Below are 15114 nucleotides of genomic sequence, written 5' to 3'. Positions count from 1 at the left end.
TGGTAAGGCGCTTCCGGCGCGAATACCTGTCACCTGCTTTAGGAACGGACGTTAGCAAGAGCCGTTAGCTTGAGCGTCCTCAACTCGTCCGATTGGAAAATGGTCATGCTGCGAAACAACGGACTGACGCTCGTCTTGCTGTTGTTGTTTGGTATAAGCATCATAGGACAGTGGGTCGCCGGCTGGCATGTTCAGATTGAGGATGCGCGCCGCCATGGTGAGCAGGCGCTAGCACTCAGCGCCTACAGCTTCAGCCCCGAATTTCTCTCAAGCGTCTTTGAAAATTGGGAGAGCGAGTTCCTTCAGATGTCAGCCTATGTAGTGTTGACCGCTTTTCTCATCCAGCGCGGTTCGGCGGAGTCCAAGGACCCGGACGTCCCGCCGCGAGACGCAGACCTTGACCTCCAGGCCAGCAAGCCCGGCGCACCTAGAATCTTGCGATGGGGACCAATTTGGCGCGCTCTCTACGCGCAGTCGCTCGGTTTGACTCTGGCTGCCCTCTTTATTGCTTCGTTCGTCATCCACTGGACACAAAGCGCCAAGGTCGCGGCGCAAGAGGCCATCGCGCACGGAGAAAAACCACTGGAGACATTGGCCTATCTTGGCGACGCACAACTCTGGTTTGAATCCTTCCAGAATTGGCAGAGTGAATTTCTCTCGACGGCCGTCCTTGTGTTTCTCTCGATCTTCCTGCGGCAGCGAGAGTCGCCCGAATCCAAGGCTGTTGCGGCGCCCCATAACCAAACCGGAGAATAGCCTTCTGCGGATCGGCCGCAGTCCAGAACTTTTTCCTTTGCTGCGATTATTCAGCTAAAACCCCTATGCCAGTGCGTACGCTTTCACGAGCGATCACCCCAGGGGAGCAGCAGAATAGCCGAACCGGATGCCATCACCTTGCGGACGTCGTAGCAACCTGTTCATCTATTATCGAAGGAATAAGCGGCAGAAGCTCCCGCGCAAGAAAACCGATCTGTCCAACCTTCTTCGCCAGGATCGTTCCAGCGCGACCGTGAATCCACACCCCCCAGGCGGCTGCCGTGAGCGGAGAGGCGCCACGCGCAGCAAGGCCACCGACAAGACCGGCGAGTACATCTCCCGAGCCACCTGTGCCAAGCCCAACACAACCACCAGTGTAGGCAAGACATTCTCCCTCAGGGGATGCCAGGTGGCTTCTACCGCCCTTGAGAAGAATAACAGCATTCCAGCGAGCAGCCATTTCAATGGCAACTGAAGCGGGGTCCGCATCAACCGCTTCTATAGACAAGCCGCTTAAAGCGGCCATTTCACCATGATGCGGGGTGAGAATGACATTTTTCCCGTGCAATCGAGACTGATCGAGCTTGCGCAGCGCGACGAGAGCGGCGGCATCCAGGATGAGACAAACAGGAAAGTCGAGGCGAGCGAGCATATTTTCGATGAATGCCTGGGTGCTTACTGAGGTGCTCATGCCTGGTCCCAGAACAAGAGTGTCGCAGTTTGCCATTCGCGTCACGAGCATTTCTGCGGCCTCTGGCGCGATTTCCCCATTTTTGTCGGCAGGCAGGGCAATCATGGCAGCCTCGGGAACTAACACGCCCAGAGAGAGTGCGGAGGATTGCACCGTTGCCAGTTGGAGCTTTCCTGCGCCGGCGCGCAAGGCGGCTTCGCCAGTAAGGCGAAGCGCGCCGGGCACGAATTCAGCGCCTCCGACCACGAGAACACGGCCGCGGCCATTCTTATCGGCGCCATGCTCAATGGCCGGCAGTGGGTGCCGTAGAAGCCATGCTTCGTCGAGCGCGTCGCAAGTCATCCGCGAGCGCCCGCGATGGCGTCGGGCGCGCGGGTGACAAGCATGTCTTCCTGTTCGACCGGGGCAGTCACATTGTAACGAATGAGGGATAGCCCACCACGTTTGCCTTTGCCCTCATCAAACTGATATTCGGTGATCGCACAATTGGCGACGTCTGCCTCACGATCAATCTGTAGTATCTCGGCCTCGGTCATCCCTTCGATGATATAGCGCAGACACAGCACTACCACCTGGTGGGTGAAGACCATTACATGCCGGTCAGCATGATGCAGCGCGATCGTATCCATAACTGATCGCAAGCGTAGTATGACGTCACACCAGCTCTCGCCACCTGGCGGTCGATGATAAAATTTCCCCAGGATCCTGCGAAACTCGGCCTGCTGCGGTTCAATGCTACGTATTCCTGTAGCGGTTAGCCCGTCGAGGATCCCGAATTCCTTTTCCCGCAGCCGTTCATCAAAAAGAATTTCGATGTCGTCCTCGCAGCCTCCGGCGCTACGGAAAAGATCCGCGGTCTGGCAAGCGCGCCGATAGGGCGATGCGAGGAGTACATCGGGACGCGCACCGATTGTCCGTGTGGAATACCAGCGACCGAGCGCGCGAGCCTGATCGCATCCAAGGTCGCTCAAAGGCACGTCGGCATCGCGATCCGACAAATTTATGCGTTCGATATCAGCCTGCATGGCAGCGTCGCGTGCGACATTGCCTGCACTCTGGCCATGACGAACAATCGTCAAGGTCCTGGGCCAATGCATCTGCATCACCGCGTTTCTCCTTTGCCCAGAAATGGATGGGCGGCGCAAATGATCCCGCTTCCTGCGCAGCAGGAGATTGGGATCGCGGATATTTCCTGGCGGCATCGTGTTGAAGCCAGTGAGAGGAGCCGGGAAAGGCCAGGTATTTCAGATGCGTGATGATGTCGAAGCACTGACGCTGATGGCGGAGGAGATTGCCCTCCTAAGGGATCTCGCCAGACAAAATATGAGCGATCCAAGCTGGGTGCTGGTGCGCGCCTGTGCTGAACATATGAACGATATCATGGACCATTTCACACAGGATGAAGGCCATATGCGGGGAGAAATGCCCTGGTGGCGCCAATTTCAAGAAAGGTCCTGATCATGTTGGATCGTGAGTTTCTCAGTACGCGCGTTCGAAATAGCAGCTAGCATCTTCCAAAATGGGAACGACGCCTCGCATATTGATCGAAATCAGGGCTGTGGACCTAATGCGTGATCGGATGAATTCGTGCGCTTGAAGCCTGCAGAGCGGATCGGATAAACTGCATCAATCGCATTGAACTTTCGGTGAAAAATGCTGGCTTTTGACTGATCCTTGTAAGTGCGCTTGGTTAGCGAATGGCGGATGGACACTCCGGACCTTCGGAGAGATCATGCTGCCACCTTATCATCGCCTTGAAGAATTCGTGCCTCTCACGCCTGCGGAAATTCGGATCGCAGAAGGGTGGACGAGCAGCAAGCGGTCCGTAAAGCGGCATCATATCATCCGCCGAGAAGGCGACCAGGTTGCCGGCGTCTTCTTCCTTCTGGCGGGGTGGGTCGGCTCCTCTGTGATGCTGCGCGACGGTCGTCGGCAAATTGTCAAAGTGCATCTACCGGGCGACATGCTCGGCTTCCCCAGCCTTTCCCTCGTCCATGCTGGCGAAACGCTGGAAGCCCTTACAGATGCAGTTATTTGCCCTATCCCAAATGCCGTCATCGGCAAATTGCTGATGGACAATCCGCGTCTTGCTACAGGCCTGTTCCTTAGCACGCAGAAGGAGCGAGTGGCGCTCATGCAGAAACTGTCCTGGCTGGGCGCGACCTCCGCGCTTGAGCGGATGGTAGCGTTTCTCCTTGACCTGTATGATCGGGCGAAATCGTCAGGGCTGGCGAAGGAAAACCGGTTTGAGGTTCCCCTCACACAGCAACAACTCGGTGAACTGCTTGGTTTGACTGCTGTGCATGTCAATCGGACCCTGAAGCGATTGGATAGCAGCGGATTGCTCGAGCGGCGCAAGGCGCTGGTGAGGCTTATCGATATTGAGGGATTGCAGAAAATGACGGCGAATATTCCACCATGCTTCGCCCATCATGATGCATGGGTCCGGCTAGGGAGTCCGTCATCAGATGCATGATAGACATCCGATAGAGCAATTGCCGCCAAAGGAGGATCAATGGCGCCATTGTAGGTTTGGCCGACCCCAGCGCCAATGGCGCTGATTCAGTCCGGCTTGGGTTTGAGCTCAAGCATTCCTACACGCCGGATTTTTGCGAACCGATAACGCCGATCATCCTCACCGGGCCGATCATTTATGGGCAAGACAATAATGGTCAAACCGCGCGATAGCAGTGGCGACGCAGGCATCGTCGCTTCGATTTGATTACGCACGCCGCCACGAGGTCAGCCTATGCCAAAGATTCCAATGTCGCATCGCTCAGATGCTCCGGACGGTCAGACGGATAATCGTCGGAAAGCCTCAGATGGAAATAATTCGGGTCGAAGCCGCAACTTTGACGCAGAGCCCTAACATCAGGGACGAAGAGCTGGCCGTTGGCCATTTCGATCAAGCCCTCCTTGCGCATTCGTTGAAGCATGCGGTTGACATGCACAGCAGTCAGCCCGCTAGCATCGGCGAGATCTTCCTGAGTAAGCGGTAATGCGAGGCGGGCGCTCCCAAGCCCGATTAGTTGTGATCGAAAGTGCAGTTCGCACAGGAGATGCGCAACCGCTTCAAAGGCATTGCGCCGGCCGCTATTGACCAGCCATTGCCTCAAAATGGCTTCGTCCACCAAAGTGGCTCTCCAGAAGGCACGAGCGAGTGTGGCCGATACTTTGGTGATGCGGTCTATTTCCTCGTTGGCAACATAGGCGATCCGGCAATTTGTCACGGCCAGAATGGCGTGGTCCATCGCATGCAGCAGGGTGGCGTGTAGATCGCAAAAGTCGCCTGGAAGCATGAAAGCCGTGATACGCCGTGAACCGTCTTTCAAAATTTTGTAACGAGCGGCCCAGCCCTCTACGACCAGATGGAGGAATTCGGGCGAGTCACCGTCCGAAATAATGTCCCTCCTTCGTGGCACCGAACGAATGTCGCTGCAGGCTGACAGGATCATCTCCTTCTCAACCTTGTCCAGGGGCTCGACCAGTTCGAGTTTGCGGATGACGTGCGGGCTCACGGTGACTCCCTCCATTTTAATAATTCCCCGCTCTGCATGTCTTACGCCGCGATCCGCCACGTCGGGCAAAAGGCTAGACTGAAATCGGTCAATCTCGCTGTCTATTGCGTTCAGGATGGATGTCTCAAGTCAGCCTTTTCCTTATGGCAAAATGGGAGGGTGAATGAATGTTCGCCGCCGAGGTTGGCATCCAAGCCGGCAACTGACGGAAACAGACGCAATGCAGCTCACGCGACGACCATAGCCCTATCGCCGCGCCTCATCTTTCGGCGCCGTAATAATCATCCGCCGGCCGGCTTCCTTCTGCTCCATGCCCATCATGCGAGACGCCATCCATTCGGGCACATGCCAGCTCACCGGTAACGACCGGGCTATGGCACCGGGCAGGATCGACCAAAGCAGAATGCCCAGCAGGATCCCGCCAAGGCCAAACCAGATCACTTGACGCTCCTGCTCGGCCGCGCCGCGTCCGCGCGCTACCATCGCGTCCATGTGCCAAGCCAAGTTCGAAAGCCGTTCCTGCGCTTGACGCAGCATCGTTCGGTCTTCCGCCCTTGCCGTTTGCGCAGATGCGATGATCCGCTCCACCAGCGCTTCTGGCGTCATCTCCATGGCCGGACGGCTCTGGATCATGTCGAGCCTGTGCGCATGCACGCCGAGCGATTTGTTGATCTGCGCTAACGTCGCGCTGTAATCGGGTATCTTCTCTCGCGCGGCGGTGAGGCCTTCAAGTGCGTGACGGAGCAGGCTCAGTTCCCGACGCACAGCATCAAATGCTTCTGCGGGATCATCTTCTTGGGGGGCTGTTTGGGTCATGATTGGAGCTTAGAGCCCAAGGCCGCGGCCTAGCGAGCGGCCGAGATGCCGCTGGAGATCCTGCGACAGCGATTGGCCGCTTTGGAAGGACAGACCGAGCTCTTTGGTGCGATTGCGCAGCAGCGACTCCAGCTGAGGATCGCGCTCCAGCCCCTTGGCCATGCCCGCCATCGCCTCACGCACCTTCCCGCTTGCGCTATGGTCGCCGCTGCGGCTGAGCGCCTGACGCTGGCTGTCGCTGCTTTGCCAATCGGCAATGAAGCGATCTGCGCGCTGCTGGCCAGCGACACGCGTGTCCCGCTCCACCTGCATCTGCCTGATGGCATTGCCGCTATGTCCGGCGGCCGCTTCATGGACGAGCCCGCGGTCCTTGCCAAAGGCAGCGCTCAGATCCTGCGATGCCTGGGGGCGCAGCGCATCGAGCGCGTCGCGCGCCCGCTGGGCAGCCTGTTGCTGCTCGATCAGCGGCTCATAGCCCTGGGCGCGCATGGCCTGCTCTTGCTGCAGGGCCCTGGCAAAGTCCTGAACCGCCTTGTCGAACGAGGGCATGGCCGGTCGCTGGTCCAGCGGCGCGGCATTGAGCTTCAGCCCGGCGAAGATACTGCGCTTTGGCTGAAGCGGGGGCTCGGCCTGGGGTTGATGCTGTGGCTGGGGCTGGGCCAGGCTCGCCGCCTCCGGCGCGCGCCCATAGTCCGATGCCATATCCTTGCCACGCTCGCGCTCGAGCGTGCGCACGAGCTTTCCCTGATTGGCAAAGTCATCCTTGCCATAATGAAGATTGACGGTTTCGCGGTGACGCGAGAGCGCGACATAGCTGGCATGGCGATCAAGCCCGGGGGTTGCCAGCACATGCACCTTGTCCACCGTCATGCCCTGCGCCTTGTGGATGGTGGCGGCATAGCCATGATCGATATGGGCATAATGTTTGGTGTCGAACCGCACCTCGCGCCCATCATCGAGCGATACCCGCATATGCGCCTTGTCGACATGGTCGATGGTGCCGAGCGTTCCGTTCTTCACCCCAAGGCTGCGCTCATTCTTGAGGAACATGATCCTGTCCCCGTCGGCAAAGCTTCGCGCGCCGCGCTCGACAGTGAGGCTGACATCCCTGCCCAGTTCCCCTGACCGCTGCAGTTGCTCGCGCGCCGCCTCGTTGAGGCTTCGCACCTCGTCATTGGTGTGGGTAAGGATGATGCGGCTGGCTTGTGGGTCGGCGATGCGATCGCGGTCCCACCGCTCGATGAGGTCACCACGCGCATCCTCGCGCGTCTCGGCGGCATGGACATGACCATGGTCGCCATAGGCGGCGATCGCCTCATGGGTGCGACCGGTCGCCAGCGCCCTGGTGGCCTCGCGCTGCCAGTCGTGCGCCTGCCGGCGGATCGAGCTGATCTCTACGCTGCCATGGCGCTCGGCAATGGCGCGGAACGAGGCACCGGCCTCGATCGCCTGCAGCTGCTGGGGATCGCCGACCAACACGACCTTGGCACCATGCGCCTCCGCTTCCTGGAACACTCTCTCCATCTGACGCGTGCCGATCATCCCTGCCTCGTCGACCACCAGGATCGACCTGTCGGTCAGACGCTCGCGATCCTGCGCCCATTGATGCTCCAGGCTTGCGATCGTGCGCGAGGCTATGCCCGACCCGCTTTCCAGATTTTCCGCAGCGATGCCCGAGAGCGCAGCACCGCGCACATCATAGCCGGCCCGCTCCCAGGCATCGCGCGCCACGCCCAGCATCGCGCTCTTGCCGGTGCCGGCATAGCCGATGACATTGCTCAGCCCCTTGGCGCTGGTCACATGCTCGAGCGCGCCGCGCTGTTCGGCCGAGAGGTCGAGCCCGCCTGCGCTGGCCTGTGCCAGCGCGCGTTCGACATGGCGATCGGCCAGCCCATGATGGCGCCGCGCGTCGAGCGTGGCGGTGGCCTTTTCCAGCCGCTGTTCGGTCTCCAGCATGGACCGTGAGGTGAACCGCGCCTCCCCTCGCCCATCCTTGCCCAGCGCCACCAGATCGGGCGAGGCTTTGACCGCCGCCATGACCCGATCAAATTGTTCCTTCCCCTCGCTATGGCGGTGAACGAACATGGCAAGATCACGAGTGGTGAAGGTCGCCTGATTGTGGGTGATGCCATCGAGCGCAATGCCCGGATTGGCGAGGATCTTCTCGCCATTGGACCGGGCGATCTCATGATGCTCTTCGATCCGCTCGCTGACTTGGCCCGCTTCCCCCATGCGCGCCGCGGCCGGGCCGATCTTGTGCTGGGGCTCGAGATCAATGCCCTGGGCTTCCAGGCTGCGATGATCGATGCGTGCATCGATATCTAGAGCAGCCAGGCGCTCATTGACATGCTCCGCCCAGGCCTCGCGCCAATGGCTGAGAAGCTGCGTGCTGTTCCAGTCGCGAACCTTGGCGCCAAATCCCTCTGGCGTCACTTCGCGCAAGGTCAGCATCACATGGGCATGGGGCTTGGCCAGTCCATCGGCGCCGATATCCCAATGGACATTGAGATCGGCGACCATGCCGACATCGACGAACTCGCGCTGGACGAAGTCGCGCGCCAGGGCGATGCCCTCAGCCTGCGACATTTCTCGGGGGATGGCGAACTCCACTTCACGCGCCAGCTGCGCGTCCTTGCGGATCTCGGCGGCCTCGACATCATTCCACAGCTGCTCGCGATCGCGCCATTGCTCTGGCGCGCCATCGGGCAGCATCACTTCGCTGTGGACGACGCCGGCCTTGTTCGAAAAGTCATGATCGCGCCCGAACAGCATATCGAACAGCGAGGAGCCTGAGCGATAGGCGGCCGAGGCGACCGCCGAGCGGCCGGCGGCGCGCGAGATGACTTTGACCGAGAGATGGTAGATCGCCATGACGGCCTACCATTTACACCTCAAGCAGCACGTCGGCACGACGTATAAGCGCGCCCTCAAAAGATTTCATCAGTTTCGGGATGACGAGATCCCAGGAAATTCCAGCGCATTGTGACTGATCGAGACGGTCGATAACGCCGGGGGTCTGACACCAACAGCGAGGCCATATTCCATGCGCAGACCACGGGACTATGACGCAGAGCTCAAGGCTCTCACCGACAAGGCACGACAACTTAAAGCCCGCAAGCAGAGCCAGCTGGGTGAACTGGTGATGGCGACCGGGGCCGATGGGCTGAGCGCAGAGGAACTGGCCGGCGCATTGCTTGCCGCTGCCAGTACAACCGAAGCCCCTAGGCGGGAGGCGTGGCGCAGGCGGGGCGCGACCTTCTTTTCAGGACAGCGGCATGATGCTGGGCCGGGCGCTGGCGACCAGCCGGGCAGCACTGCGCCGGGTGACGGTCGCGCGCCATCGCCTGCAGCTGAGCCAGGCGCGGCATGATCGGCGGGACTGGCAGATGAAGCGGCGCGAGCGCACCCGGCATCTGATCGAGCTTGGCGGTCTGGTTGTGAAGACTGAGCTGGTCACACTCACCGATGATGATCGCGCGGTGATGCTCGGGCTGTTTGGTGAAGCGGCGGCGCGCTTGTGCACCGATGAGCGCGAACAGCTGCTTTTGCTTTGGCGCCGGCGGGGGCAGCGCATGTTTGCGAGCGATGTATTGGCTGGAAAGCCTGAATGATCAGGCGATAACGCCGGCAGTCCGCTTCAATTCAGCAATGCGTTCAGCGCACACTTCATGCACGACGCGGCCAAGCTCCTCGACCTGTTTGCCAAGCCAGCTGAGTTCCTCTTCACTGATCTTGTAATGCTTGGAATAGCGGGCCTTCACATAGGCTTCCTTCAGCTTCTCGAACCGCGCCCGATCGATATGGCGCTCGCTCGGCCAAACATAGGCCAGCCGCCGGTCGATCCGCTCCGCCTGTGTGCGCAGGAAAGCGAGATTGTGAACGTGTGGCGTATAGGAGCAGCAGACCAGAAGGACGCAGTGATAGAGGCGTTCGGCCGCCTGGTGGAGGTCAAACGCCGCCTTCTTGAATTTCCCACGCGCTTGAGCGTCGGTGTATCCGTCATGGAAGTCTGAGGCGCTCGGAAACCACTCGTCAAAATATTCCTGCGCCATGGCCAGCGCCTTGTCCGGCGTCTTGGGCTTTGGCGTGTGCAGTTCCCTGTCGTCGCTCTCGTAAAGGGCGATGCCGTCCTTCGCCACATCCATGAAGAAATAGCGGCCATGGGCGAGGCCATCATTCACTTCCTGGAGGGTATGGACGATGAAATTGACCGGGGTCTTGAGCGTGGCGGTGATGCCATATTCGCGCATCAGCCGCTCATCGACTCCAAGCCAATATTTGACGCGATCGGTCAGCCGCTGGTCGTTGACGATGATCAGCAGATCATAGTCCGATTTATAGCCCTTGGCGGTGTGCGGCTCGTCTACCCAGCTGCCACGGGCATAGCTGCCATAGAGGATGATCTTCTGGATGCGGCCCTTCTTGCGCCATGCCTGGGTGGCGAGCGCGAGCCCGTCCTCGAATTCCTCGAAGATGATCTGCACGACGCGCGCGAGCTCGCGCTGCTTGTCGGCCGGAAGATGATCGAGATCGTTACGCATGGCATAGCCACCCTGTCGGACCGATCGCCCGATGGCAAGCCATCGGGCGCGGCGGGTTGATCACAGGCGATGGGAAAGCCGTCGCCACCAGGGCTCGGGCTCGTACAAGGTCCGCAGGAATATGCGCAGCGCGGCGGCAAATTCGGCCTCGGCCTGTTCGGCGCTGATGCCGTGCCGTTCGGCAAGCTGGGCATAGCTGAGATCCTCCATGCGGATATCGAAGAAGATGGTGCGCTGAAGGACGGTCATGCGGCGGAGCGACCGGCGCCCGCGCCGCAGGAAGACGCGCAGGGGAAGCTTGTCGGTCATGCCGCTGCCCCTTCCATGCCCAGCAGATAATCGGCCGCCTTGCTGGCCGCGCTTGCCGCCTTGAAGATCGCCCGCTCATCCTCGCGCAGGACGGCAAGCCAGGAGCCGATATAGTCGCTATGCCGGACGGTGGGCACGATCCCCAGCGACGCGCAGGCAAAAGCGCTGGCCATCTCGGCGACCAGTTCCTCTTTTGCATAGAGCGTTGAACCGAACCCGCCCGACTGATCGCGCGCCAACCGGCTGCGATGGCCCGTCCAATGCCCCATCTCGTGAAGTGCCGTGCGAAACCAGTTGATCGGCTCATGAAAGGCAGCCTGCGGCGGCACGGCGACATAGTCACTAGACGGAGAATAATAGGCTTCGCCGCCGCCGATGCGAAAGTCCGCCCCGCTGTTTCGGATCAGGCTGTCGGCCTCCGCGATCGACACCAGCGGCCCGGGCAAATCGGGCACATGAGACAAGTCTTCGGGCAGCCCCTCGCACTGGTCGACGTTGAAGACGGTAAAGCGCTTGAGGAACGCAATCGTCCTTGCCTCGCGATCCTCTTGGCCCGCCCGTTCTTCCTCGGCCTTGGGAATGAACCGATCCGCATAGCAAATGACGCTCCCCTTCTCGCCCTTGCGGACATGGCCCCCAGCCGCTTCAGCTTGCCGGTAGGTGAGCCAGCGCTGTCCGGTAAAGCCACGCTCGATCACGGTGGCCCACAGGATCAGGATGTTGATGCCTGAATAGCGCCGCACGGTGACGGCATTGTGCGGCATGGTGCAGGGACAGGCGCTGCTGTCCCATGGCTTCACCCAGGGAAGATGCCCAGCCTCCAGTTCCGCGATGATCCGGGATGTGACTTCGCCATAGATGCTCTGGCGCTCAATGTTACCCATGTCCTTTCTCCTGCCTCTCCAGCACCGGCCGCCGGAATGGCGGGGGTGGGCGGCGAGGAGGCGCACGGCAGGCCCGTGCCCATGAGGCGGGCTGCACCCGCAGGGCCGCAACGCAAGAGAAGGAGCCGGCGCAGCCGGCTTGCGGCCCGCCGGCACGGGCCTAGAGAAAGCCGACGCCCACCCCCGTCATTCTGGCGGCCCCAGACAAATCAGCGTCAGCGCGGCCCAGCCGCGCTGGCCGCAGCCAGCAGCCCAAAAAGCTGCAAAGCGTCAGCGATCATCGCCCGGCAGGGACGAGACAAGCGCAGCGCCGACTCGGTGGAGCGCAGCGGAGCAGAGCGCGGTCCGCCACAGGCGGAGACGCCCGTTCCCATCTGCTGTTCTATGTCAGCTTACGCCAGATCATGACATAGCCCGCCAGACACGGCTCAGTCCCTTGCTTCCGCTCAAGTCGCTCGCGAGGCTCATCGCAAAGGGGATCAGACTTATTCACAGCAGCAAGGACCAGCCATGAACATGTCCCCGACCGACCGTATCCTTCGGCTCAACACCGTCCTCGACCGGACCGGCCTTAGCCGCGCGACCCTCTATCGCAAGGTTCAGGCCGGCACCTTTCCCAAGCAGATCAGGATTGCAACCCGCTGCATGGGCTGGCGCGAATCCGCCATCAACGACTGGGTGCGCAATCCCATGTTCTGGACGGTCGAGGATGCCGACAAGCGGCAAAGGGCATCGTCATTGTAAAGTCGTCGATACGCACCATATCCAGTTTGTCGCTCCTTCCCCCCTTGGGGCGGCACCTCCCTGAACTATGGCCCCGCCGTGGAGTTTTCTCCGGCGGGGCTGCTTTTATCGATGCCGCCTGATCTTGCCCCTGCTTGGTGCCCGTCTCCAGTCTTGCCATGAGCATGCAGAAATCCGATCGGTGCAGGCTTGATGGGGGATAGGGGCAAAGCATGAGAGCGATATTCACCGAGGCAGCTTCATTGCTGGGTCGCCATGTGGAAAGCGTCACGCGCGTTGCAGGCGGCGATCTTTCCTTCGTTGCGCGTCTTTCCCTGTCAGGCGGTGATAATGTCATCGCCAAACGGGGCGACAGGGTGGTCGAGGAAGCCCGCATGCTCGCAGCGATCGCGGCGACGGGCACGGCGGTTCCGCAGATATTGGCAGTCCAGGACGATCTTCTGCTGCTTGAGGATCTACCCTCGAGCGGCCGGCTCGCCCGGAACTGGGCGCATCTTGCCGAACTGCTGGACCATCTCCATGCCCAGAGCCAGGTGGCCTACGGCTGGGATCGCGATTATGGCTTTGGCGATGTGTTGATCCCCAATGGCCGATCCGACAACTGGGTCGAGTTCTGGGCGGAGAAACGCCTGCGCTGCCATATTCCGCGTCTCAGTGCCCAGCTGGCCCATCGGGTTGAGCGGCTCGCCGATCGCCTTGGCGAGCACATACCCAATCGCCCGCCCTCAGCCCTCCTCCATGGCGATCTATGGGGTGGCAATATCCTTGTCGGCCAGGACCGGATTAGAGGGCTGATCGACCCTGCATGCTATTATGGCGACCGCGAAGTCGATCTCGCCATGCTGGGGCTGTTCGACCAGCCGCCACAGATATTCTACGACGCATGCGGCCTGGCGCAGGGCTGGGAAGAGCGCCAGCCGGTCTATCGGCTGTGGCCGCTGCTCGTCCATGTCCGGCTCTTTGGCGGCACTTATCATCAGCAGGCTGGGGCATGTCTTGAGCAGCTGGGCTTGTGACAGGTCCACGATCGTCCCCAATTGCGCGAGGCGCAATCGCACTCCAGCCTTTGTCAATTGGCAGGACAGCGCCACCCAACCATAGAGGCCCGGCCTTTCAGGCATCCTCTCCTAAAACTCATCGGCCGGTCTTCTGATCGGCCTTTTTTTGTCTGGCTCAGCGTTGACGAGAGGCGCTTTCGTGATCGTCATGTAAAGATCGAAACGCGCGCCCGCGTCCTGGCGACCTGGCGATGTGGTCTGGGCGACCGCAAAAATATGCAACACGCGCGAGCATGTGGCTTCGGGCGGTTGCTTGGAGTGGTCCGCCCGGCTGCTAACGGCAAGGGATGGGACTTTCCGGAAATTCGGCTTCCGAGAAACCAACTCGGCAAAGCGGCCATTCACGGATCTGCAGCAACCTCCTTTGAGGGGACCGCAACGCGCCCAAAGTCGGCCATTAGGATTACCGCCTGTTGATCCTAGAAGCCGCCGTCGGTTCAGCGAATGTTGACTGGTATGTTGGGTGGAAGCACGAACCCGCTGCGGGGGAAGGACGTGTGTGGCGCAGTGAGGTGACCCTCTCAACGTCGATGCCGACGACATAGTGGTGAAGGTCGACACCAGCAGCTTTTACGAATGAAATTGGGGCGGCGGCGCAGGCGGTGCCCGGACCAACCGGCTAGCCGACATGATACTCGTTGCGGATGAGGTCGGTCTTCACGATCTCGCCGTTCGTGACTTCCATCTCCAGGTATAGCTCGAGCGTGATGGCCGCTTTGACCACTGTCGTGTCCCATTCCCCGCCGATCCAGACGTCGTCCTCGCGGTCGTAGGCGGCATAGCGCCGGTTCTCGAACGCGACGTCGACGTCGATCTCGACGTCCGAGTTCACCAGGAGCCCGATGCGCCGGCTTGTCCGCGACACGATTTGGTAGTCGACGAAGTGGATGGTGCCCCCGAAGGAGGCGCCGGTGGTCTCGCCGTCCGGAAGGTCTCCGACGTAGACGATCTCCAAGCCTTCGATCAGCGGTTCGAGCGCCTGCTCGAAGCGGTAGTCGAATTCCGGGAGGTTGAGCAGGGCGTCCGCCAACGCCTCGGCGTCGCCGTCCTCACCGTCCGCCGAGCTTTCGGCGGCGCCGAGTAGCTCCTCGATCGTCTCGAGCGGATGCAGCAGCTTCGAGGCCGTGGCGTATCGCAGCACCGCCGCATCCTTCGTCACGACGTACATGGTCTCGCCGTTTGCGGCGCACCACGCCTCGAGCGCCTGCAGCGCCTGCAGCGCGAAGGCGTCGGGGAATTCCTTGCTGCCTGCTGTGTCGAATGGTGGCCGCCTCGCGAAGTAGTCTGCGAAGACGTCTGCGGCTGGCCGGGCTGTCGCACGGTGCTCCTCGGCCCGCCACTCGTGTGTGGAAGCCTTGCGGAAGGCCGCGAAGAGGCTGGCGGCGGTGTCCGAACCGAGGTCGGGCATCGGTGCGATGTCCGGGACCGTGTGGCGCCAGCGATCCAGATCCTTTCTGGCCTTCGCCAAGGCGACCCGCGACTGTTCGACGTCTTCGGCGATCTGTCTGGAGATCTCCTGCAGCGTTATGTCGGTGGTATGCATGACGAGGCGGTGAGCCTCGACCTGCTCGGCCACTAGCTTGAGGGCGCGGTTGGCGGGATTATGCCTCAGCTTTCTGAAGACCTGCGTGTCGAGGAACGCGTGGCGCGTCTCGAGCGGCAGGGGTTCTGCCTGCTTTTTCCGGTTTTCAGGGGTGGCGTCACGATCCATTCGATCGAGTCTAGCGCTTTGGCGCCTTGTCTAGAAGTCGGAGAAGTCGAGGACCACGAAAACCTTCTGCATGTCGATCTTCCTGT

16 protein-coding genes are annotated in these 15114 nt (G+C 60.8%); 7 read left to right on the top strand and 9 right to left on the bottom strand.

Translation table 11 applies throughout. The annotated features are described in order from the left end of the window. Positions 1 to 69: 69 nt before the first annotated feature. Complete coding sequence (locus E5554_RS00955; protein WP_201038998.1) at positions 70 to 756, top strand: DUF6766 family protein; 687 nt, start codon at positions 70 to 72, stop codon at positions 754 to 756. 133 nt (positions 757 to 889) lie between these two features. On the opposite strand, the gene E5554_RS00950 is transcribed toward E5554_RS00955, so the two are convergent. Both E5554_RS00950 and E5554_RS00945 read right to left on the bottom strand, forming a co-directional pair. Next, on the bottom strand, positions 890 to 1789 hold the full coding sequence (locus E5554_RS00950; protein ID WP_081215297.1) for an NAD(P)H-hydrate dehydratase: 900 nt from the start codon (positions 1787 to 1789) through the stop codon (positions 890 to 892). Beyond that, the gene (locus tag E5554_RS00945) at positions 1786 to 2550 is read right to left on the bottom strand and encodes a histidine phosphatase family protein (protein ID WP_063141645.1); all 765 of its coding nucleotides are present in this window, start codon (positions 2548 to 2550) and stop codon (positions 1786 to 1788) included. Before E5554_RS00945 ends, E5554_RS00950 begins: the two co-directional genes overlap by 4 nt. 145 nt (positions 2551 to 2695) lie before the next feature. Between E5554_RS00945 and E5554_RS00940 the strand changes: the two genes are divergently transcribed. Both E5554_RS00940 and E5554_RS00935 read left to right on the top strand, forming a co-directional pair. Then, a complete protein-coding gene (locus tag E5554_RS00940; protein WP_004208807.1) occupies positions 2696 to 2905 on the top strand; it encodes a hypothetical protein in 210 nt (69 codons plus the stop codon). 274 nt (positions 2906 to 3179) lie between these two features. Continuing rightward, positions 3180 to 3923 (top strand): Crp/Fnr family transcriptional regulator, encoded by a 744-nt coding sequence (locus E5554_RS00935; RefSeq protein WP_063141647.1) that lies wholly within the window; start codon positions 3180 to 3182, stop codon positions 3921 to 3923. 271 nt (positions 3924 to 4194) lie between these two features. On the opposite strand, the gene E5554_RS00930 is transcribed toward E5554_RS00935, so the two are convergent. The 3 genes from E5554_RS00930 to traA form a co-directional block, all read right to left on the bottom strand. Then, positions 4195 to 4965, bottom strand: a complete 771-nt coding sequence (locus E5554_RS00930; protein WP_161489727.1) for a Crp/Fnr family transcriptional regulator — start codon at positions 4963 to 4965, stop codon at positions 4195 to 4197. A 246-nt stretch (positions 4966 to 5211) separates the two neighbouring features. Next, entirely contained in the window at positions 5212 to 5781 is a 570-nt protein-coding gene (locus tag E5554_RS00925; protein WP_072895175.1) for a DUF6118 family protein, read from the bottom strand. A 9-nt stretch (positions 5782 to 5790) separates the two neighbouring features. Continuing rightward, positions 5791 to 8652: a Ti-type conjugative transfer relaxase TraA gene (traA, locus tag E5554_RS00920; RefSeq protein ID WP_136185688.1), complete on the bottom strand. Its 2862-nt coding sequence runs from the start codon at positions 8650 to 8652 to the stop codon at positions 5791 to 5793. Positions 8653 to 8824: 172 nt separating this feature from the next. Here traA and E5554_RS00915 point away from each other — a divergent pair, with 172 nt between their 5' ends. Both E5554_RS00915 and E5554_RS00910 read left to right on the top strand, forming a co-directional pair. After that, positions 8825 to 9151, top strand: coding sequence for a conjugal transfer protein TraD (locus tag E5554_RS00915; RefSeq protein WP_136185687.1), 327 nt, complete (start codon positions 8825 to 8827; stop codon positions 9149 to 9151). Continuing rightward, positions 9057 to 9392, top strand: a complete 336-nt coding sequence (locus E5554_RS00910) for a conjugal transfer protein TraD (RefSeq protein WP_136185686.1) — start codon at positions 9057 to 9059, stop codon at positions 9390 to 9392. The genes E5554_RS00915 and E5554_RS00910 overlap by 95 nt, the downstream gene beginning before the upstream one ends. Here the strand turns inward: E5554_RS00910 and E5554_RS00905 are convergent, their stop codons facing one another. Genes E5554_RS00905 through E5554_RS00895 form a run of 3 tightly spaced genes read right to left on the bottom strand, consistent with a single transcriptional unit; the run spans position 9393 to position 11515 of the window. Then, positions 9393 to 10322 carry a HEPN domain-containing protein gene (locus tag E5554_RS00905; protein WP_136185685.1) on the bottom strand — a complete coding sequence of 310 codons (930 nt, stop codon included), beginning with the start codon at positions 10320 to 10322 and terminating at the stop codon, positions 9393 to 9395. A gap of 60 nt (positions 10323 to 10382) precedes the next feature. Next, positions 10383 to 10631, bottom strand: coding sequence for an iron dicitrate transport regulator FecR (locus E5554_RS00900; protein ID WP_136185684.1), 249 nt, complete (start codon positions 10629 to 10631; stop codon positions 10383 to 10385). Then, positions 10628 to 11515, bottom strand: coding sequence for a zincin-like metallopeptidase domain-containing protein (locus tag E5554_RS00895; protein WP_136185683.1), 888 nt, complete (start codon positions 11513 to 11515; stop codon positions 10628 to 10630). Before E5554_RS00895 ends, E5554_RS00900 begins: the two co-directional genes overlap by 4 nt. 510 nt (positions 11516 to 12025) lie before the next feature. Here E5554_RS00895 and E5554_RS00890 point away from each other — a divergent pair. Further along, positions 12026 to 12259 carry an AlpA family phage regulatory protein gene (locus E5554_RS00890; RefSeq protein ID WP_063141663.1) on the top strand — a complete coding sequence of 78 codons (234 nt, stop codon included), beginning with the start codon at positions 12026 to 12028 and terminating at the stop codon, positions 12257 to 12259. Positions 12260 to 12471: 212 nt separating this feature from the next. Continuing rightward, positions 12472 to 13275 (top strand): fructosamine kinase family protein, encoded by an 804-nt coding sequence (locus tag E5554_RS00885; RefSeq protein WP_063141666.1) that lies wholly within the window; start codon positions 12472 to 12474, stop codon positions 13273 to 13275. Between the two features lie 661 nt (positions 13276 to 13936). Here E5554_RS00885 and E5554_RS00880 read toward each other — a convergent pair. Beyond that, positions 13937 to 15028, bottom strand: a complete 1092-nt coding sequence (locus E5554_RS00880) for a PIN domain-containing protein (RefSeq protein ID WP_136185682.1) — start codon at positions 15026 to 15028, stop codon at positions 13937 to 13939. Positions 15029 to 15114 lie beyond the last annotated feature (86 nt).

The sequence above is a fragment of the Sphingobium sp. PAMC28499 genome (assembly GCF_004795815.1).
In the GTDB taxonomy this organism is placed as follows: domain Bacteria; phylum Pseudomonadota; class Alphaproteobacteria; order Sphingomonadales; family Sphingomonadaceae; genus Sphingobium; species Sphingobium yanoikuyae.
The sequence above is the reverse complement of the archived record's forward strand: the minus strand, read 5'-3'. Positions and strand labels throughout refer to the sequence as shown.